Source organism: Streptomyces sp. NPDC058279 (assembly GCF_042881255.1).
Taxonomy (GTDB): Bacteria; Actinomycetota; Actinomycetes; order Streptomycetales; family Streptomycetaceae; genus Streptomyces.
In genome coordinates this window covers 1-19,893 of sequence record NZ_JBHVYA010000022.1, presented here as the reverse complement: position 1 = coordinate 19,893, position 19,893 = coordinate 1, and the positions used below count along the sequence as shown (strand labels likewise).

Sequence of the window (19,893 nt, the reverse complement as noted above, 5' to 3'; positions counted from 1 at the left end):
CCGGCCCGCCCGCGGGATCCCCTCGACGCCGGCTACGGTGTCGTCGCGACCGTGGCGGCCAGTTTGTCCAGGGCCCGCTCGGCGGTCGCGCCGTCGGGTCCGTTCGCGCTCAGGAACGCGAAGGCGACCAGCCGGCCGGAGGGGGCGACGACGGTCCCGGCGAGGGAGTTCACCCCGGTCAGGGTGCCCGTCTTGGCCCTGACCAGGCCGGCGGCCTGGGAGGCGCCGGCGTTGCGGGTGCGCAGGGTGCCGGTGAACCCGGCGACGGGGAGTCCGGTGAGGACCGGCCGCAGCGCGGGGCGCTGCGGGTCGGCGGCCCGGACGAGGAGGCCGGTGAGCAGGCCGCTGCTGACCTTGTCGGCGCGGTTGAGCCCGCTGCCGTCGGCGAAGCGGGCCCCGGCGGTGTCGACCCCGAGGGAGGCGAGCTTGTCGGTGACGGCCTTCTCGGCGCCCTCGAAGCTCGCGGGCTGCCCGGCGGCGAGGGCCGTCTGACGGGCGAGGGCCTCGGCGATGTCGTTGTCGCTGTTGGTCAGCATCCGCTCGACGAGGCCGCCGAGCGGGGTGGACAGGGTGGTGGCCAGTGGCTGGGCGCCCCCGGGCGCCTTGGCTCTCGCGGGGTCGGCGGTGACCTTGATGCCGCGTTCCTTCAGCAGGGCGGCGAACGCGCGGGCGGTGTCCCCGGCGGGGTCCTTGCTCCGCTCCACGGGGCCCGAGGAGGAGTCGTCGGGTCTTGCCTCGTCGGCCATGAGCGCGCTGACGGGGGCGAGGTTGACGTTCTCGCCGATGGGGTGGCGGGCCGGGCCGGTGTAGAGGGAGTCGTCGTAGCCCAGGGTCACCGAGTCGGTGCCGCCGGCCTTGAGCGCCTGGGCGGTGTCGGCGGCGAGGGCGACGAGGCTGCCGCCGGACCCGGCGGGACTCTTCTTCTTCGCGGTGAGGGAGGGGTCGCCGCCGCCCACCAGGACGACCTGTCCCGGCCCGGCCCCGGGGACCACCGTGGTGCGGATGCGGTACTCCGGGCCGAGGGCGGCCAAAGCCGCCGAGGCGGTGGCGATCTTGACGGTGGACGCGGGGGTCATGGCGTCGCGCGACCCGGATTCGTACAGCACCTCGCCGGTCGCCGCGTCCACGACGGAGGCGGTACGGAGGGTCCCCAGAGCGGGATCGGCCAACAGGGGCTCCAGCGCCTCCGCCAGTCCACCGGAATTCGACGCTCCGGCCTTGTGGAGGGTGCCCGGGCCGATCCCGGCGAGTACCCCGGGCGCGCTCGGGGCGGGCTGCGGCAGCGATCCCGCCGCGTGATCTGCGCCACCCGTGAGGCTCCAGGAGGCGGCCCTGTCCCGCTCGGCCTTACGCTGGCCGGAGTCCCACGGACCCGCGGCGCCCACCGTCACGGCCGACAGGGCGAGGCCGGCCACGGCCGACCCCGCGATGAGCTGCCACGTCTTGACCGGAGGCACCTCGGACCAGCCCCTTTCGCGATCACACATATGCGTGAGGGACACTTAACCATTGCGTCTTGCCGCGAGCATGGCACCCCACCCGGCAGGGCCGGGGCGGACGCGCACGCAGGTGAATCAACGCAGTCTCGTAGCAATGAGCTGATCATGGAGGAGCAGGACGTGGAGTTCGACGTCACCATCGAGATCCCCAAGGGTTCGCGGAACAAGTACGAGGTGGACCACGAGACCGGCCGGATCCGTCTGGACCGTCGCCTGTTCACCTCCACCAGCTACCCGGCGGACTACGGCTTCGTCGAGAACACCCTGGGCGAGGACGGCGACCCGCTGGACGCCCTGGTCATCCTGGACGAGCCGACCTTCCCGGGCTGCCTGATCAAGTGCCGCGCGATCGGCATGTTCCGCATGACCGACGAGGCGGGCGGCGACGACAAGCTGCTGTGCGTGCCGGCCTCCGACCCGCGCGTCGAGCACCTGCGCGACATCCACCACGTCTCCGAGTTCGACCGCCTGGAGATCCAGCACTTCTTCGAGGTCTACAAGGACCTGGAGCCGGGCAAGTCGGTCGAGGGCGCCAACTGGGTGGGCCGCGCCGAGGCCGAGGCCGAGATCGAGGCGTCGTACAAGCGCCTGGAGGCCCAGGGCGGCCACCACTGAGCCCTGTGCTCGGACGTGGGTGAGCGGGATCTCCCGCCGCCCCTGTGACACCGCGGGCGGTGCCCCCCAGAGGGGGGTGCCGCCCGTTGTCGTGTCCGGACCCGGGGCCCGGGGCTGCCCCTGCGGACGCCGGGGGGGGTTCCGCTTTCGCCGGGGAGGAACCGATTCCGCATACTGATACCGCTGGTGATCGCTGACTGGAGGACGCGTGGCGGAAGCCGACCGGGCAGAGGACAAGAAGCCCACGTCCGACGAGGCGCACAGCGCCTTCGCCCGGCCGCCCGGGACAGGGACCGACGCGCCGGAAGAGGACCAGCCCACCTCGGAGTTCGCGTTCCCCGACGGCATGGCCGCGCAACCCGCCGAGCCCGAGGGTTCCGCTTTCGCTCCTCCGGCCACCTACAGCGGCCGGCACTCCCCGCCCGCGTACACCCCCGGCCACGGCTTCCCGGTGTCCCGCATGCCGGAGTCCCCGTGGCAGGACCGGATGCGCACGATGCTGCGCATGCCGGTGGACGTACGGCCCGTGCCGGAGCCGGTGCAGAAGCAGAGCGAGGCCGGGCCGGCCGTGGGCCGCGTACTCGACCTCACGCTGCGCATCGGCGAGCTGCTCCTCGCGGGCGGCGAGGGGGCGGAGGACGTCGAGGCCGCCATGTTCGCGGTGGCCCGCAGCTACGGGCTGGACCGCTGCGAGCCCACGGTCACCTTCACCATGCTCTCCATCACCCACCAGCCCTCCCTGGTCGGCGACCCCGTCTCGGCGAGCCGGACCGTCCGCCGCCGCGGCACCGACTACAACCGGCTCGCGGCCGTCTTCCGGTTGGTGGACGACATCAGCGCCCACGAGATCGACGTCTCCCTGGAGGAGGCGTACCGGCGGCTCGCGGAGATCCGCCGCAACCGGCACCCCTACCCCGGCTGGATGCTCACCGCCGCCGCCGGGCTGCTCGCCGGCGCCGCGTCCACGCTCGTCGGCGGTGGGGTGCTGGTGTTCCTCGCCGCCGCGATCGGCGCGGTCCTCGGCGACCGGCTGGCGTGGCTCTGCGCGGGGCGCGGGCTGCCGGAGTTCTACCAGTTCGTGGTGGCCGCGATGCCGCCCGCCGCGATCGGGGTGGCGCTGAAGCTGGCGGACATCGACCTCCGGGCCTCCGCCGTCATCACCGGTGGGCTGTTCGCGCTGCTTCCCGGGCGGGCCCTGGTCGCGGCCGTGCAGGACGGACTGACCGGCTACTACATCACCGCCTCCGCCCGCCTGCTGGAGGTCATGTACCTGTTCATCGGCATCATCATGGGCGTGTTGGTGGTGCTGTATGTCGGGCTCCAGCTGCACGCGAAGCCGAACCCGGACGAGGTGCTGCTGATCACGCAGCGCCCGCTGATCCAGATCGCGGCCTCGATGGTGCTGGTGTTCACCTTCGCGATCCTGCTCCAGCAGGAACGCTCCACGGTGTGGATCGTGACCTTGAACGGCGCGGTGGCCTGGGTGACGTACGGGGCCCTGCACTACGCGGGCAACATCCCGCCGGTGCCGTCCACGGCCATCGCCGCCGGACTCGTCGGCCTGTTCGGGCAGCTCTTCTCCCGCTACCGCTTCGCCTCCGCGCTGCCCTACACGACGGCGGCCATCGGCCCGCTGCTGCCGGGCTCGGCGACGTACTACGGGCTGCTGCTGATCGCCGAGAACCGGCTGAGCGAGGGCCTCGGCTCGCTCGTGAACGCCGCGGCCATCGCCCTGGCCATCGCGATCGGCGTCAACCTGGGGTCCGAGACGTCACGGCTGTTCATGCGCATCCCGGGCGCCGCGAGCGCCGCCACCCGCCGGGCGGCGAAGCGGACCCGCGGCTTCTGAGGCAGCCGACGCCGGGTGGCCGCGCGGTGCGCACATGACGGCGCCCCGGAGGCTCGTGTCCTCCGGGGCGCCCGTACGCGGGTGGATCAGCGCTTGGCGTGGCGACCGCGCGGGGCGGAGACCGGGGGTTCGCCGGCCCGCCGGCCGCCCACCGCGGCGGACGCCTCGGCAGCCGCGGCCTTCTTGTGCTTGCGCGCCTTGAGCACCTCGAAGATCACCGGGATCACCGAGATCAGCACGATGCCGATGAAGATCGTCTCGATGTTGTTCTTGATGACGTCGAACTGGCCCAGGTTGTAGCCGAGGACGGTCACGCCCGCGCCCCAGCCGATACCGCCGATGACGTTGAACACCAGGAAGGTGCGGTACTTCATCGCGCCCGCGCCGGCCACCATCGGCGCGAACGTCCGGATGATCGGGACGAACCGGGCGAGCACGATGGCCTTGGGGCCGTGCTTGTCCATGAAGTCGTGCGCCGCGTCGAGGTTCTCCCGCTTGAAGATCCTGGAGTTGGGCCGGCTGAACAGCTTGGGGCCGAAGAACTTGCCGATCAGGTAGCCCACCTGGTCACCGAGGATCGCGGCAACCACGATCAGGGTGCAGACCAACCACAGCGGCTTGCTGATGTCACCGCTCGCGGTGAACAGGCCCGCCGTGAACAGCAGGGAGTCGCCGGGCAGGAACGCGAAGAGACCTGATTCCGCGAAGACGATGACCATGGTGCCGATCAGGCCGAACTGCCCGATCAGATACTCCGGCGACAACCACTCAGGGGCGAGCGCAAGCGTGTACACGAGTTCCGGGCTCTCCTGGATCGGGGGATGTCCGCTGCGCGGCGCGCGTCACGGGTGGTTTCGAACACGGGTGGTTCCAAACGGGTGGTTTCAATTATGAACGCACACCGCCCCCACCGGGTTCCAGGGACCCGGAGGGGGCGGTGTGGCTCACATGCCGGTGCCGACGCCGGTCACGCGCCGGTGCCGGCGCGGATCACAGGGAGCGCAGGGCGTTCGCCAGGATCGCGTCCCGGAGGTGCTCCGCGAGCCCGGGCCGCATGCCGTCGTAGAACGCCTTGAAGCGCTCGTCCGAGACGTACGTCTCGCCCAGCCCGGTGTGGATCTCGTACGTGCAGGTGTAGAACCACGTCGAGATGTGCAGGCGGTGCTCCTCGGCCATGTCCATGGCCCGTTCGCCGTCGGGGGCCTCCCCGGCCTCCATCAGGGCCGCGTACCGGGCCGCCCAGTCGGCGACCTCGCCCTGCATCCGCTTCCAGTCGTCCTTCGTGTACGAGGCCGCCCTGCGCTGCGACTCCCGGTAGGTGTCGGTGCCGCCCCAGCGCCGCTCGGCCTCCTCCGCGTACTGCTCCGGGTCCTTGTCCCCGAAGACCTCGAACTTCTCCTCGGGGGTGAGGTTGATTCCCATCTGCCGCGCCTCCATGGCGTGCTCAACGGCCTTGGCCATCCGCTGGAGCCGGTCGATCCGGTCGGACAGGAGGGCGTGCTGCCGGCGCAGGTGCTCCCTCGGGTCCGAGTCCGGGTCGTCCAGCAGGACCGCGACCTCTTCGAGCGGGAAGCCGAGCTCCCGGTAGAACAGGATCCGCTGCAACCGGTCGAGGTCGGCGTCGTCGTACCGCCGGTGCCCCGCCCCGCTGCGCCCGCTCGGACCGAGCAGGCCGATCTCGTCGTAGTGGTGCAGCGTGCGCACCGTGACTCCGGCGAAACCGGCGACCTGGCCCACGGAGTAGCCCATCGCTTCCGCTCCTCTGGTTGGGTACGCCCTTCACTGTGGGCCCTCACGTGACGTGAGGTGCAAGTCCCGACCCCGGCGGAGGCCTACCGGGCCGTCCCGGCCTCGGCCACCAGCTCGAAGGCCGTCTTGCCGTCCAGGGACTCCCGCACGATGTCGGCGTGGCCGGCGTGCCGGGCGAACTCCTCGACCAGGTGCAGCAGCATCCAGCGCATCGACACCTTGCCGTCCTTGGGGAATTACGGCGCGTCGGGCAGCGGGAACGTCTCGTCCAGGCTGTCCAGACCCGCGACGAAATCGGCCGTCTGCGCCGCCACGTCGTCCCAGAACGCGAGGACCTCCCCGACCGTCTCCTCCCCGACCAGCCGGAAGGAGTCGCCCCAGGTCTCCTGCGTGCGCTGCCGTTCGTTCGGCCGCTGCTGCGCCATCCGCAGCCAGTTGAGCTCGCACTCCGCCGAGTGCTTGAGCAGCCCCGACAGGGACAGTTCGCTCGCGCTCGGACGGCTCGCCGCCTGCTCCTCGGTGAGCCCGAGCACCGAACGGCGGATGCCGCCGCGCTGGGCCTCGACGAAGGACAGGAGCGCGCCGCGCTCATCGCCGTAGGACTCCGCGGGAACGTGCGTGACCATGCTGAACCGCCTCCGTAGGGATGTGTCTTCCCGTCTCCTGCTGACAGGGAACACGCTACGGAGCCTTGCGGTCAGCTGCTGTCCGCAACGGGCCGGCTTGCCGACGATCAGAAGGGTCAGAAGGGGAAGTGCGTCCGGCCGTGTTGGACGGAGATCCACTTCTGGGTGGTGAAAGCCTCCACCGTCGCCTCGCCGTTCAGCCGGCCGAGCCCCGAAGCCTTCTCGCCGCCGAACGCCGCCAGCGGCTCGTCCCCGATGGTGGAGTCGTTGACGTGGATCATCCCGGTCTCGATCCGCCCGGCGAACCGCACGCCGCGCTCCACGTCCCGCGTGTGCACGGCGCCGCTCAGCCCGTAGGGCGTGGCGTTGGTCAGGCGCACGGCCTCGTCCTCGCCGTCGAACACGACCAGCAGCGCGACGGGCCCGAAGATCTCCTGGCCCAACAGCGGGGAGTCCTCGGGGAGCCCGGCCAGCACCGTCGGTTCGACGAGGTTGCCGCGCGTAGAACCGCGTACGAGCGCCTGCGCGCCCTCCTCGACGGCGCGGTCCACGAGGGCGGTCAGGGCGTCGGCCTGGAAGGAGTTGATCAGGGGGCCGATGTGGGTGTCCGCGTCGTGCGGGTCGCCGGTCTTCAGGCTCCGCACCCGGGCGGTGAACTTCTCGGTGAACTCCTCGGCGACGGAGGCGTCCACGAGGATCCGGTTGGCCGCCATGCAGACCTGGCCCTGGTAGACGAAGCGGCTGAAGACGGCCGCGTCCACCGCGTAGTCGAGGTCGGCGTCGTCGAGGACGACCAGGGCGCTGTTGCCGCTGAGTTCCAGGACGGTCCGCTTGAAGTGGCGGGCGGCGACGGCGCCGACGTGCCGACCGACCCGGTCGGAGCCGGCGAAGGAGATGACCTTGGGGACGGGGTGGGTGAGGAGCGCGTCGCCTATCTCGGCGATGTCGGTGACCAGGACGTTCAGCAGTCCGGCCGGGAGCCCCGCGTCCTCGAAGATCTTGGCGATGACCCCGCCGCCGACGACCGGGGCGTTCTGGTTGGGCTTGATCACGACGGCGTTGCCGAGCGCGAGCGCCGGGGCGACCGACTTCATGGTCACCAGGAACGGGAAGTTGAAGGGGCTGATCACGGCGATGACGCCGACCGGGAGGCGCTGGACGCGGTTCTCCTTGCCCTCGACCGGCGAGGGCAGGATCCGCCCTTCGGGGCGGATGGCCAACTGGATCGCCTCGCGGATGAACTCCATCGCGAGGTGGACCTCGTACTCGGCCTTGGGACGGGTCCCGCCGAGCTCGTCGATCATCGCCTCGACGATCTCCTTGCGGCGGTCCTCGGTGATCCGCAGGGCCCGCTCCAGGACGGCGCGTCTCGCGTAGGGGCCGGTGGCCGCCCACTCGCGCTGCGCGCGTTCGGCGGCGCGGTACGCCTGATCCACTTGGTCGACCGTGGCCGCGGTGATCGCCGCGAGCTTCTCGCCGTTGTAGGGATTGACGTCGATGATGTCCCACGAACCGGCCCCGGGCAGCCATTCGCCGTCGATGTACTGGTGGGCCAGGTCGTCGAATATGGACATGCCATCCCTTACTGCGAGCGCGCACCCGTGCGCTGCACCGGAGACCGATCGGTCGTCGTCATGCACTGATCAGACGTCATACTACGTGCGAATCAAGACAGTTGAAGGAGACCGCGCAGGAGATCGCGGGTCTGGTCGGGGTCGGGGCAGTCCGCCTGGAGCCGCTCCATCGCCCGCGCGTACTGCGCCACTTCCTCGTCTTTGTCCAGGTAGAGCGCGCTGGTGAGCTGTTCCAGATAGACGATGTCCTGGAGGTCGGACTCGGGGAAGCGCAGCAGGGTGAACGCGCCGCTCTCGCCGGCGTGGCCGCCGAAGGAGAAGGGCATCACCTGGAGCTGGACGTTGGGGCGCTGGGACACCTCGATCAGGTGTTCCAACTGACCGCGCATCACGGCGCGGTCGCCGTACGGGCGGCGCAGCGCGGCCTCGTCGAGGACGGCGTGGAAGACGGGGGCGCTCTCGGAGACGAGGACCTTCTGGCGCTCCAGGCGCAGCGCGACGCGGCGGTCGATCTCGGCCGCCGTGGCGCCCGGCATGCCGCGCTTGACGACGGCCTGGGCGTACGCCTCGGTCTGCAGCAGCCCGTGGACGAACTGGACCTCGTAGATACGGATGAGGGAGGCGGCGCCTTCGAGACCGATGTACGTCTGGAACCAGCCGGGCAGCACGTCGCCGTAACTGTGCCACCAGCCCGCGGCGTTGGCCTCGCGAACCAGCCCCAGGAGGGACTCCCGCTCCGCGCCGTCCGTGACTCCGTAGAGCGTCAGGAGGTCTTCGACGTCCCGGGCCTTGAAGCTCACCCTTCCCAACTCCAAGCGGCTGATCTTCGATTCGGATGCGCGGATCGAGTAGCCGGCCGCCTCACGGGTGATGCCGCGGGATTCTCGGAGTCGCCTGAGCTGTGAGCCCAGGAGGATGCGGCGCACCACGGAACCGCTGGCTTCTGCGGTCACTAGTCCTGCCCTCCCCATCGCAATGGTGTGCGCGTGGTCAGCGCTGTCGTCTGCGTGCTGCGTCGCCGGGGCCCCCGAACCCCAGGGGCCGCAGTCTGCCACCAAAACGCACCCGCCCGTACTCGTTCTGTAACGGAATCCGGCGTCCCGGAAAATAAGTCCGTAAGTATGCGTAGGAAGAAATGAGCAAGAACCATCACGGACGGGACAGGTCCGGCGCGTGCACGTGCATCTGCCCTTGCATCCGGCTTCGGCATTCGGAACGATGGTCCCCGCGCACCTGCGTGCACTTCGCGCCGGCGCCGGACCCACCCCGCAGTTCTTTCTGGCCGGAGACGCCGCTCCGTCCGCGAATCCCGGGAGTGCCTCGCATGGGGACGAATGGATCGACCATGCTCGAGCCGTTACGGCAGGGGCTGCCCCCGGTCGACCCCACGGCCGTCTCGGGGTCCGCTTCCTGCGCCTTGCCCGCCCGCTTCGAAGCGGTGCGCGGGGCGCGCTCGTTCACCCGCTCGACGCTGTCCCAGTGGGGCCTCGACCAACGCTTCGACGACGTGTCGCTGGTGGTGTCCGAACTCGTCACCAACGCGTTGCGCCATGCCCTGCCGGACGACGCCCGGGCAACGGCCCCGGACCCGGACGTTCCGGTACGGCTGCACCTGATGCGGTGGAGCACCCGGCTGGTGTGCGCGGTGCGGGACCCCAGCGAGGACCGGCCCGGCGGCGCGTTCTCGCCCGAGCGGACCGACGAGAACTGCGACCTGGAGTCCGGGCGCGGGCTGTTCCTGGTGGACTCGTACAGCGACAGTTGGGGTTGGCACCCGCTCGCGGGGCGACTGACCGGCAAGGTCGTCTGGGCGCTGTTCCTGCTGCACGACTGAGGCGCCGGCGCGCCGACCGGAAGACGCCCGCCGGCCGGGATTGATCTCTGCGATCAATCCCGGCCGGTGCACGTGCATGGCCGATATGGCGCTGTACCTGGTTCCGGACGATCGACGGGTCAGATGACCAGATGATCGAACTCGCCGTCCTTGACGCCCAGCAGCAGCGCCACTATCTCGGCCGGCGTGTAGATGAGCGCCGGGCCGTCCGGGAAGCGCGAGTTGCGCATCGCGACGTCGCCGCCCGGCAGTTTGGCGAACTCGACACAGGAACCTTGCGAATTGCTGTGTCTGCTCTTCTGCCAGGTCAGCCCAAACAAGGAAGTGAGTTCTGCAGCTGCCATCCCGTTGTACGCGTGGTCCACAGGAAGCCCCCGATAGTGCAGATGTCAACTGCACCGGATCATAGCTGTGTTCGAGCACTGCTGCATGGGCAGATGCACGTGCACGGAGGGTGCCGTTGTGATCACCCGTCAGCCGAATGCTGCCCGCGCACCCCCGCTGATCAGGCACGCAGGGCTTCGGAGAGCTCCTCCAGTGCCTCCAGCACGTGTCGTGCCGCCGCCCGCAGCACCCCGGACTCCTGGGCCTCCCACCCGGGATCGGCGAGCACGCCCCGCACCTCCTCCCACGCCGGCACCCGCCGTTCCCGCACCGCTTTCGCGCCCGCCTCGGTGTCGGCGCGGACCGCCGCCGCCAACGCGGCCGCACCCGGGACGGGGGCGTGGGCCCGGTCCGGGATGTGTGCCTCCAGCAGCATGACGGCCCGGCCCAGCGCGGCCAGGGCGTCCGCCGCGCCGTCGGCCGCCGCGCGGGACAGCCCCCGGTGGCGCACCGGCTCGCCCTCCGCCCGACCGAGCGCCTCCTGCCAGGCGATCCGCGCGTCCCGGGTGGCCAGCAGCGCCCGCCGGACGTCATCGCGCCGCGCGCCGCCCGGATCGGCGTACTGGGTGAGCACCGCCTGCGCGTACCGCCCGACGGCCGCCAACCAGTCGGCGAGGCGGGTGCGCAGCCGCGGGGTCTCCCAGGCCGGGTAGAGCGCGTACCCGGCCATGGCCAGGGCCCCGCCGACGAGGGTGAGGGCGACCCGGTCGGGCACGGTCTGGTCCCAGCGCAGCCCGCCCATACCGAGCAGGAACACCACGTAGGCGGAGACACACGCCTGGGCCACCACGTAACCGGTGCGCATCAGCGCGTACATCAGGCCCGCACAGAGCACGGCCAGCAGACCGGAGAGGTACATCCCCGGCTGCGCGAGCCGCACGATCGCGGTGGCGACGGACACCCCGACGAGGGTGCCGCCGAAGCGGGCCACCGCCCGGGACCACGTCTGGGAGAAGTCGGGGCGCATCACCATCACGGAGGCCATCGGCGCCCAGTAGCCGTGCCCGAAGGGCAGCGCCCGACCGATGGCGTATCCCGCGCAGGTGACGGCCGTGACCCGCACGGCGTGCCGCAGCACCGGTGACCCGGACCGCAGCTCGGCCCGTACCGCCTTCACCACCAGCGGCACCAGGGCGGGCAGCGTGGGCCGCAGCATCGCGGCGCCCGGGTCGGCGGTCCGGCCGGACCCGGGCTCGGCGGTCTCCAGTACGTCGTCCAGCAGCGCGGCCAGTCGGCGCGCGGCGCGCAGCGGGGCGCCCCGGAGCAGGTCGCCCTGGTCCGGGGACTTCAGCACGGACAGGGCGGGCGCCGGAATCCGGACCGGTTCCCCGTGCCGGATCGCCCGGGCGGCGGCGTCGAGCACCGCCCCGGCGGCGGCGAGCAGCTCGGACACCCGCTCCCGCGCCGGGCCTTCGGCGGGGGCCCCGACCACCGGGTCGGCCAGCGAGGCCAACACCGGACGGATCCGCTCCGCGAGACCCCGCGCCCCGTGCAGCTCGGCGGGCCGCCGGCGGGCCTGGCGGACGGTGACGGTGGCGGCGTCCCGCGCCTTCATCAGGGGCTGTGGGTCGAAGGAGGCGAGCGGGTCGCGGCGCAGCCGGCGGGCGTAGTCGGCCTCGGCGGCGAGCGCGTCGGCGAGGGCGTCACGCTGGGCGCCCCAACGGCGGACCGGGAACAGGACGATGAGCAGCGCCTGCACGACACCGCCGGCGGCGATCACCGCGGCGTGTCCGGCGGCCTGCGGGACGGACGTCGGCAGGGTGACGGTGACCAGCATGATCGCGACGTTGCCCGACGCGATGATCCCGGCGGTGGGGCCGGCCGCCCACAGCATGCCCGCGGCGAAGGTCCAGACGGCGAGCAGGGCCAGGAACGCGAGCGTGTCGCGGGAGCCGACGAGGTAGCCGATGAAGGTGGACACGGCCAGGGTCAGCCCGGAGGCCAGAGCCAGTACGGGTCGCGGGCGCCAGCTCTGCTGGAAGGTGGCGATGGCGGCGGTGAACGCCCCGAAGGCGGAACTGGCGGCGGCGCCCGGCCCGAGCAGGGCCAACCCGATCCCGATGACGATCGCCAGCCCGGCCGCGGCGCGCACGGCGACGAGGGGCTCCAGCCGGGCCCGCTCGACCTTCATGCCGGCCCGGGCGGTGTCCTTCAGCGCCCGGAGCCAGCTCATGGGAGCGAGCGTAACGGGGCGGGCTCGGCCGGCGGGCTCGCGGCGCGGACGTCAGCGGGGGCAGCCAGGGCGGGGGCGGGAAAAGACACAGGGCCGGGGCGGAGGAGGACAGGGGCGGGGGAGGCGTTGGCTCAGCCGGGGAGGGGGTGTCGGCGCCCGGCCACATGGGCGCGGTCCGCGGCGGCCGTGCCGTCCTCCCAGCCCGCGTGGTCGGTGGCGCCGCGCAGGCGGGTGGTCGTGGTCTTCGGGAACATCTCCTCGGCCCGGGAGGTGACGGCGACATCGCGGGCGACGAGGGCGGGCAGGTTGGCGGGCGCCTCCGAGGCGGTGTGCTCGGCCGTCTCGGCGAGCCGGTGGCCGAGCCGGCTGGCGTAGGCGAGCAGGAAGGACTGCCGGAAGGTCTTGGTGCGCTTGCGTCCGCCGGAGCGCTGCGCGGCCTCGGCGCGGGTCATCGCCGCCGTGCCCTGCACGAGCAGCGAGGTGTACAGCAGCTCCACCGCCTCCAGGTCGCTCTCGAAGCCGACCACCGTCGAGAAGAACAAGCCGCTGTTCCACACCGCGCGGCAGCGGTTGGCGGTGGCCACCGCGTCGAGCAGGACCGCCTTGGCCTCCTCGTACGGCGGCTCGACACCGATCCGGCAGGCGCCGGGCGTCCGGGCCGGCCCCCCGCCCGCGCCGGCGGCGGCGAGCAGGGCCTCGTCGACGGTGTGCCGGGCCATCAGCTCCTGGGCCTTCGCGCTCAGCGCCTCCGCCTCCTCCGGGTAGGTGGTGGCCTCGGCCTTGGCGAGCAGGGCGCGGATCCGGCCGAGCATGCGCGGCTCGATGTGGGCGTGCTCGGCGAGGTCGGTCGGATCGCCCGGGAGCGGGCCGACGGGTTCGATCGACGGCAGCCGGATCAGCAGCCGGAACACCTCCAGCACCGCCGTCGCCAGCGTGAACCGGTCCGTCTTCTCGCGCTGCGCCAGCCGGTCGCCGTAGCGGTCGTCCTGCGACCACCACACCTCGGCGTCCGTCCACCGCTCCGGCAGCCGGGCGTACCGGCGCGCCTCGGCCGCGATCAGGTCGGCGGTGATCCGTACGTGCCGCTCCTCCAGCTCGCGGCGGACCAACCGGAGCACGTCCGCCGGCCGCCAACCCCGCTCCCACGCCTGCCGTACGTACGTCTCCCCCCGCGCCACCAACTCCGCCGCGACCCCGCTCCAGCGTGCGCCGTCGGCGGCGAGCAACGAGGCCCCGGTATCCAGCGCGGCGTCGTCCTGGGCATAGAGAGCGGCTCCGCAGGCGCGGTCGACGATGTCTTTCACCCCTTCAGCCTGGCACGCCCCCCAACCCCCTTCCCCCCGGGGCCCTACCGACCCGGGCCCCGCCGGCGATTGAGACGCGCGGCAAACCCGGCCCCGCCGGCGATTGAGGCGCTCGGCCAACCCAGCCCCGCCGGCGATTGAGGCGCGGGGTCCGGGGCGGAGCCCCGAAAGTGCGGCGCAGCCGGGGCCGCGGAGCGCAACACCGCCGCACCCCGCAAACTCCCCCGCCCCGGCGCACCCACCCCCCAGCCCCGCCGGGACCCGGACAAACCCAGCCCGCCGGCGATTGAGGCGCGGGGACCGGGGCGGAGCCCCGAAAGCCCGGCGCAGCCGGAGCCGCGCAGCGCCACTGTCACCCCCCGGTGGGACACTCGCACTCATGACCGCGCACACCCCCCGCTGGGCCCTCGCCGAGGACGCCGACGGCTGGTGGCACGCCGCCCCCCTGACCCCCACCAGACCCCCGCCCCTGCGCGTGCGCGACCCCGCCGAGGCGGTCCGCGCCGCGCCCGAGGACACCCGCTGGGTCTGGCAGTCGACCACGGCCGTCTACCCCCGCCTCCTCACCGCCGGCGTACGGGTCGAGCGGTGCTACGACGTCGAGGACGCCGAACAACTGCTCCTCCGCCACGAAGGCCGCTTCGGCGAACCCCGCTCCGCCGCGGCCGCCTGGGCCCGACTGAGCGGGTTGCCGGTCCCGCCCGACCCCCCGGCCCGCGCCGCGGAACCCGGAACGCAGGACTCCCTCTTCGATCCGCGCCCCGCCCCCGTCCCCCTCGACGCGCTCATCGCCGTCCACGCCGACCAGGCCCGACGCCACGACGCCACCGCCCACCCCGACCGCACGCGCCTGCTCACCGCCGCCGAGTCCGCCGCGTTCCTCGTCGCCGCCGAGATGCACCGGGCCGGACTGCCCTGGCGGGCCGACGTACACCGGGCCCTGCTCACCGAACTGCTCGGCGAGCGCTACGCCGGCAGCGGCCAACCCCGGCGCCTCGCGGAGCTGACCGACCAGATCTCCACCGCGTTCGGCCGCCGTGTCCACCCCGAGCTGCCCGCCGATGTCATCAAGGCCTTCGCCGAGGCCGGGATCAGGCTCAAGTCCACCCGCCGCTGGGAGATCCAGGGCCTCGACCACCCGGCTGTGGCCCCGCTCATCGAGTTCAAGAAGCTGTACCGGATCTACACCGCCCACGGCTGGTCCTGGCTCGGGGACTGGGTCCACGACGGTCGCTTCCGCCCCGAGTTCATCCCCGGCGGCACCCTGACGGGCCGCTGGGTGACCAACGGCGGCGGCGCCTTGCAGATCCCCAAGGTGATCCGCCGGGCCGTCGTCGCCGACCCCGGTTGGCGCCTCGTCGTCGCCGACGCCGACCAGATGGAACCCCGGGTACTCGCCGCGATCTCCCGCGACCCCGCGTTCATGGAGGTGGCCGGCCGCCCGGAGGACCTCTACACCGCCATCTCGCGCCAAGGCTTCTCCGGCGACCGGGACAAGGCCAAGCTGGCCGTACTCGGCGCCGTCTACGGACAGACCTCCGGAGACGGCCTCAAGAACCTGGCCGCGCTCCGCCGCCGGTTCCCCCTCGCCGTGGCGTACGTGGACGACGCCGCGAAGGCGGGTGAGGAGGGTCGACTGGTGCGCACCTGGCTCGGCCGGACCTGCCCGCCCCCGGCCGGCGCCGCCGAGGACGACGGTGAGGCAGGCATCCCGCAGGACCGGGAGGACGGCGCCTGGACCCCCGGCTACGCCTCGACCGACACCCGCGCCCGAGGCCGCTTCACCCGCAACTTCGTCGTGCAGGGCAGCGCCGCCGACTGGGCGTTGCTGATGCTCGCCGCCCTGCGGCAGTCCCTCGCCGCCGCCGGGCTCCGGGCCGAGCTGGTCTTCTTCCAGCACGACGAGGTGATCGTGCACTGCCCCGCCGATGAGGCCGAGGCCGTCGCCCACGCCATCCGCGCCGCCGGTGATCTGGCCGGCCGGATCACCTTCGGCGACACCCCGGTCCGGTTCCCGTTCAGCACCGCCGTCGTGGAGTGCTACGCCGACGCGAAGTGAGCCCGGTGGTCGTCCGGGCGGTCGCCCCGGCGGTCGCGGTCTTCCCAGGGGTCCCGCCCGGATGTTTCACGTGAAACACGCCTGATTCACAGGCGGTTCGTCACGGCCTCACGCGTTCTCAGCCGAGGTCGTGGAAGTAGATGTGGTACCCCTCCCGGACGAACCCCTCCGACTCGTACAACCCCTGCGCGATGTGGTTGTCGTAGGCCGTCTCCAACTGGACGCCCGCGACCCCGGCCTCCGCCGCCCGCCGCAGCACCTCGCGCAGCAGGGCCCGGCCCGCGCCGGTGCGACGGCCCGAGGGGGCCACGTACAGGTCGCTGAGGATCCACATGGGTCGCAGCAGCAGTGACGCGAAGGTCCGGTAGACCTGGGCGAAGCCGACCGTTCCGACCCCCGGGACGTCGGCCAGCAGGACCAGCGACTCGTCGCCCCGGATGCGTTCGGCGAGAAAGGCGCCCGGGGCGTCGGGGTCGTCGACCTTCACCTCGTAGAAGTCGAGGTAGCCGCGGAACAGCTCCGCGGCCACCGCGACGTCCGCCGCACCGGCCACCCGCAACCGCAACCGGTCGTCCCGCTCGTCCATCCGTCTCACCGTCTCCTCGTTCATGCGGCCATTGTGCGGGAGGGGACTCAGCGGGAGGGGGCTCGGCGGGAGCGGTTGAGCGGGAGCGGGTTCAGTGGCCGGTCACGGGCTGGGCGGGCAGGTCGAAGACGTGCTCCGGCGTCACCGTCTTGGTGATCGCCTGTCCGAACAGGGTGCTGGGCTCGGACCCCTGGTAGGTGATGTCGGTGTTGAGGAGCACCACCAGCGTGGCCTGCGGGCCGGGCAGGTAGATGGTGAGGGACTCGTAGCCGGGCAGCGAGCCGTTGTGCCCGATCCACCCTTCGACGTTGAAGATGCCGAGCCCGTAACCGGAGTCCGGGACGTTGTCCGCGCTCAGGACCTTCAACCGCTCGGCCTGGGTCTGCGGTGTCAACAGGGTGCCGGTGGCCAGCACCTTCGCCCACGTCCTCAGGTCGTCGCGGTCGGAGATCATCGCCCCGGCGGCCCAACCCCAGGACGGGTTCCAGTCCGCCGCGTCCTCCGTCTTCCCGGAGGCCGTCTGGTTCGTGTAGCCCTGGGCGTGCGGGTTCGGGAACTCCGCTCCGGTGGGGAACAGGGTGTGGTGCAGCCCGGCGGGTTCGATCACGTTGTCTCGGACGTAGTCGGAGAGCTTGTCCCCGCTGACCTTCTCGATCACCAACCCGAGCAGGATCAGATTGGTGTTGCAGTAGAAGAACTGCGCTCCCGGCGCGAACATCACCGGATGCTTGAAGGAGTACGCCAGCAGCTCCTGCGGGGTGAACGCGCGCCGGGGGTTGGTGGTCAGCGCCTTGTAGAAGCCGGGGTCCGCCGAGTAGTTGAACAGGCCGCTGCGCATCTCGGCGAGTTGACGCAGGGTGATCCGGTGGCCGTTGGGAACCCCGGCGACGTACTTGTCGATGGGGTCGTCAAGCCCGATTTTGCCCTCGTCGACCAGCTTCAACAGGGCGGTGACCGTGAACGTCTTCGTCTCGCTGCCGATCCTCATGTTCAGGTTCGGTCTCATCGGGGCACCCGTCGCCTTGTCGGCCACGCCGAAGGCGCGCTCGTAGGTGCCCTTGCCGGGTGCGGAGAGGGAGACGATCACCCCGGGGACCTTGGCTTCCTTCATCACCTTCAGGACGGCCTCGTCCAACTGCCGTGTCACGGCCGGGGTGAGCTGGGCGAATTCGTCGGACGCCGAGGAGGCCGAGGGCGACGGCTGAGGCGTCGTACGCGTCACGGAAGCGGGGGAAGCGGGGGACGCCGGGGAAGCCGCCGTATCCCAGGCGTAACCGGCGCTCACTCCGAGCGGTACCACCACCAGCCCCACCGCGGCCGCACCGACCGCCGCACCGCGCCACCGTTTCGTCATGCCTGGCCTCCTACCACGAGACCCCCGAGCACCACCAACCCAACCTAGCCCGCCACCCCTGCCCCGGCGACCGGAACCAGCCACCGGCTCGCCGGGTCTGGCCGCGCCCGACATGCCATAGACCATCGGTCGAACCCGCGAACGGTGGGCCGGCGGCGGGCCGTTGGGTGGCCGGCTCGAAGAAGTAGGGGCGACTCGCCCCCGGCATCACAGCCAGGGACGACTACGCGCGGTGACCCCCGATCCCACCAAGTGGATCTTCTCTTTCCGGGGCACCGATCGGGTGTTAGCTTGCCCCACGCCATCACACGCCAGAGCGTCACCGGGACGGGCGGCCACGACGCTTCGTGGCCGGAAGGAGACACCAGTGGGTCATCAGGCGGCTGCCCAGCAGCTCCGTGCTGCCACACCCGAGATCATCGAGGCGTACCGGACGGCGCTGGGACGACTCGGCAGCCCACTGGTGTCCCGCGAGGACATCTGGCGGCAGTGCCGCCATCAGGCGGAGAACATCGTGTCCGAGTGCGCGCAGGCCCTGGAGGCCGGCGAGCACGCGGAGCCCCCGGGGGTCCGCGAGTACTCCCGGCTGCTCGGAGCCCATCGCGTCGTCCAGCAGGTACCGGTGTCCGAGTCGGTGCGGGCGGCGGAGGTCCTCTGGCAGTCCATGCAGCTCGCCGTCGGCGAAGCCGTCGGCCTGGTGGCGGCCGAGCAGCGGCACACGGCGGCGCAGACGGTGAGCACCGCCTTCCGGGCCGCTGCCGGGAGCCGGCTGTACCAGGGCATCCGGGGCTACGAGGAGGCACAGCGGCCGTCCGCCCCGGAGGCCGCCGCGCCCGATCGGGGTTCCGACGTATCGACGGACGTTCCGGACGCGCAAGCCCTCGACCTGCTGACGCTGCGGGAGCGGCAGATCCTGGAGGCGGTCCGCGCGGGACTGACGAACCGGCTGATCGGCCGCCGGTTCGAGATCAGCGAGGCGACCGTCAAGCGCCATCTGCACAACGCGTACCGCAAGCTCGGCGCCGGCTCCCGGGTGCAGGCCCTGAACAAGGCCTTCCCGGGCCAGGGTTGACCGTCCGGCACCGGAACCGGGCGCACGAAGCCACACCCCACCCGGTCGTGCCTCCCGCGCCCGCGGCTCACCCGGCGGCTAGCGCGGCGCCGAACGCGACCAGCATCAGCAGGTTCGCGACGTACTGCGTCACCATGAACGCCCGGTAGGCGCCGCGCCGTTGCTCGCGGCCGGCGCTCTTCCGCCGGCCGTCCCGCACCACCCGGAACACGACCCACACCGCCCCGGCCGCCACGGGCACCGTCCCCACGAGTGCGAGCGGGGCCCACACCGCGGCCGCCGCGGCGCCGGCCGCCGCGACCAGTACGGCGCCCGCCACGGCCAAGGCCCGCGCCGCCGCCACCCCCCGGACGACCGCCACCGTGCGCCGCCCACCGGCCGCGTCCCCGCCGACATCGCCCAGGTCCTTGACCACGGAGCCGACCAGCGCCATCCAGGCCGCCATCACGCAGCCGAACACCGCTCCGGTCGCGGTCCACCCGGAACCGGCCGCCGCGACCCCGGCCGCGTACGAGGTCGCGCCCAGACCGAACACCACCACCGCGCAGAGCGCGCTCGACTCCTTCGCCCGCACCGGGGAGGCCGAGTACGCCCAGCCGAGCAGCAGGAAACCCACCACCCACCCCAACACCCCGGACCCGGCGAGGCCTCCGAGGACCAGCGCGGCGACGGCCAGCAGGGCCGTGACCGCCGCGGCGGTCCGGACCGGGAGGTCGCCCCGGGCGATCGGCCGCCGGGAGCCGTTCGCGCGGTCCTCGCGGACGTCGGTCACCCCGTTGAGCAGGTACGCGCAGGCCACGGCGCACCACCAGGCCGCCATGCCGAGCACGACCCGGCCCGCGGCCTGCGGCAGCCCCGGGGCGGACACCGTCCCGACCGCGAACCGCAGCAGGAAGACGAGCTGTACCGACGGGCGTGCCTCGGCCCAGCACAGACGCGCCGTCCGTGCCGCGGTATGCCGTCGGAGCCCCGTCATACGAGCCGCGACGGGGAGGCTCGGGTAAGCGGCGGAATTCATCACGGCCGCAGCCTAAGGGTTGTCCCGTAAATGATCTTCGGGGCGGCTCTGACGTCGTGGGCCGTGAGTGGGCCGCTCGTTTATCCGGCGAGGGCGAGGTTATGCATCCGGGCTATGCCGAGCATGGCGTGGTGGACTCCGTCGCCCTTGAGGCGGCAGTCGCGGAGGATCTTCCAGGTCTTCATCCGGGCGAATAC

General features: G+C 72.2%; 16 protein-coding genes and 2 pseudogenes. 5 read left to right on the top strand and 13 right to left on the bottom strand.

The window, feature by feature from the left end:
• Positions 1–32: 32 nt before the first annotated feature.
• The gene (dacB, locus tag ACFVXJ_RS28285; RefSeq protein ID WP_389665928.1) at positions 33–1,457 is read right to left on the bottom strand and encodes a D-alanyl-D-alanine carboxypeptidase/D-alanyl-D-alanine-endopeptidase; all 1,425 of its coding nucleotides are present in this window, start codon (positions 1,455–1,457) and stop codon (positions 33–35) included.
• 162 nt (positions 1,458–1,619) lie between these two features.
• On the opposite strand from dacB, the gene ACFVXJ_RS28280 reads away from it, so the two are divergent.
• On the top strand, positions 1,620–2,114 hold the full coding sequence (locus ACFVXJ_RS28280) for an inorganic diphosphatase (protein ID WP_030031597.1): 495 nt from the start codon (positions 1,620–1,622) through the stop codon (positions 2,112–2,114).
• Between the two features lie 208 nt (positions 2,115–2,322).
• Complete coding sequence (locus ACFVXJ_RS28275) at positions 2,323–3,963, top strand: threonine/serine exporter ThrE family protein (RefSeq protein WP_389665926.1); 1,641 nt, start codon at positions 2,323–2,325, stop codon at positions 3,961–3,963.
• Between the two features lie 86 nt (positions 3,964–4,049).
• Here ACFVXJ_RS28275 and ACFVXJ_RS28270 read toward each other — a convergent pair whose 3' ends face one another.
• From ACFVXJ_RS28270 to ACFVXJ_RS28250, 5 genes and pseudogenes are all read right to left on the bottom strand, one after another.
• Positions 4,050–4,757, bottom strand: coding sequence for a VTT domain-containing protein (locus tag ACFVXJ_RS28270; protein ID WP_389665924.1), 708 nt, complete (start codon positions 4,755–4,757; stop codon positions 4,050–4,052).
• 196 nt (positions 4,758–4,953) lie between these two features.
• On the bottom strand, positions 4,954–5,712 hold the full coding sequence (locus ACFVXJ_RS28265) for a MerR family transcriptional regulator (protein WP_389665922.1): 759 nt from the start codon (positions 5,710–5,712) through the stop codon (positions 4,954–4,956).
• Positions 5,713–5,795: 83 nt separating this feature from the next.
• Positions 5,796–6,338, bottom strand: a pseudogene (locus ACFVXJ_RS28260) (DinB family protein).
• Between the two features lie 116 nt (positions 6,339–6,454).
• Positions 6,455–7,912 carry an aldehyde dehydrogenase family protein gene (locus tag ACFVXJ_RS28255; protein ID WP_389665920.1) on the bottom strand — a complete coding sequence of 486 codons (1,458 nt, stop codon included), beginning with the start codon at positions 7,910–7,912 and terminating at the stop codon, positions 6,455–6,457.
• Positions 7,913–8,004: 92 nt separating this feature from the next.
• Entirely contained in the window at positions 8,005–8,883 is an 879-nt protein-coding gene (locus ACFVXJ_RS28250; protein WP_389665918.1) for a helix-turn-helix domain-containing protein, read from the bottom strand.
• A 374-nt stretch (positions 8,884–9,257) separates the two neighbouring features.
• Here ACFVXJ_RS28250 and ACFVXJ_RS28245 point away from each other — a divergent pair, with 374 nt between their 5' ends.
• A complete protein-coding gene (locus tag ACFVXJ_RS28245; protein ID WP_389665917.1) occupies positions 9,258–9,746 on the top strand; it encodes an ATP-binding protein in 489 nt (162 codons plus the stop codon).
• Between the two features lie 119 nt (positions 9,747–9,865).
• Here the strand turns inward: ACFVXJ_RS28245 and ACFVXJ_RS28240 are convergent, their stop codons facing one another.
• From ACFVXJ_RS28240 to ACFVXJ_RS28230, 3 genes are all read right to left on the bottom strand, one after another.
• Positions 9,866–10,111 (bottom strand): DUF397 domain-containing protein, encoded by a 246-nt coding sequence (locus tag ACFVXJ_RS28240; RefSeq protein WP_190185982.1) that lies wholly within the window; start codon positions 10,109–10,111, stop codon positions 9,866–9,868.
• 140 nt (positions 10,112–10,251) lie between these two features.
• On the bottom strand, positions 10,252–12,303 hold the full coding sequence (locus ACFVXJ_RS28235; protein WP_389665915.1) for an FUSC family protein: 2,052 nt from the start codon (positions 12,301–12,303) through the stop codon (positions 10,252–10,254).
• 131 nt (positions 12,304–12,434) lie between these two features.
• Entirely contained in the window at positions 12,435–13,607 is a 1,173-nt protein-coding gene (locus ACFVXJ_RS28230; RefSeq protein ID WP_389665913.1) for a DUF2786 domain-containing protein, read from the bottom strand.
• 379 nt (positions 13,608–13,986) lie between these two features.
• Between ACFVXJ_RS28230 and ACFVXJ_RS28225 the strand changes: the two genes are divergently transcribed.
• On the top strand, positions 13,987–15,666 hold the full coding sequence (locus ACFVXJ_RS28225; protein ID WP_389665911.1) for a bifunctional 3'-5' exonuclease/DNA polymerase: 1,680 nt from the start codon (positions 13,987–13,989) through the stop codon (positions 15,664–15,666).
• A 118-nt stretch (positions 15,667–15,784) separates the two neighbouring features.
• On the opposite strand, the gene ACFVXJ_RS28220 is transcribed toward ACFVXJ_RS28225, so the two are convergent.
• Both ACFVXJ_RS28220 and ACFVXJ_RS28215 read right to left on the bottom strand, forming a co-directional pair.
• Positions 15,785–16,276, bottom strand: coding sequence for a GNAT family N-acetyltransferase (locus ACFVXJ_RS28220; protein WP_389665909.1), 492 nt, complete (start codon positions 16,274–16,276; stop codon positions 15,785–15,787).
• A 67-nt stretch (positions 16,277–16,343) separates the two neighbouring features.
• Complete coding sequence (locus ACFVXJ_RS28215) at positions 16,344–17,606, bottom strand: serine hydrolase domain-containing protein (RefSeq protein WP_389665907.1); 1,263 nt, start codon at positions 17,604–17,606, stop codon at positions 16,344–16,346.
• Positions 17,607–17,973: 367 nt separating this feature from the next.
• On the opposite strand from ACFVXJ_RS28215, the gene ACFVXJ_RS28210 reads away from it, so the two are divergent.
• On the top strand, positions 17,974–18,678 hold the full coding sequence (locus tag ACFVXJ_RS28210; protein ID WP_389665905.1) for a LuxR C-terminal-related transcriptional regulator: 705 nt from the start codon (positions 17,974–17,976) through the stop codon (positions 18,676–18,678).
• Between the two features lie 67 nt (positions 18,679–18,745).
• Here ACFVXJ_RS28210 and ACFVXJ_RS28205 read toward each other — a convergent pair whose 3' ends face one another.
• Both ACFVXJ_RS28205 and ACFVXJ_RS28200 read right to left on the bottom strand, forming a co-directional pair.
• Positions 18,746–19,696, bottom strand: coding sequence for a UbiA family prenyltransferase (locus tag ACFVXJ_RS28205; protein ID WP_389665903.1), 951 nt, complete (start codon positions 19,694–19,696; stop codon positions 18,746–18,748).
• A gap of 80 nt (positions 19,697–19,776) precedes the next feature.
• A pseudogene (locus tag ACFVXJ_RS28200) lies at positions 19,777–19,893 on the bottom strand (IS5/IS1182 family transposase); the annotation flags it as partial.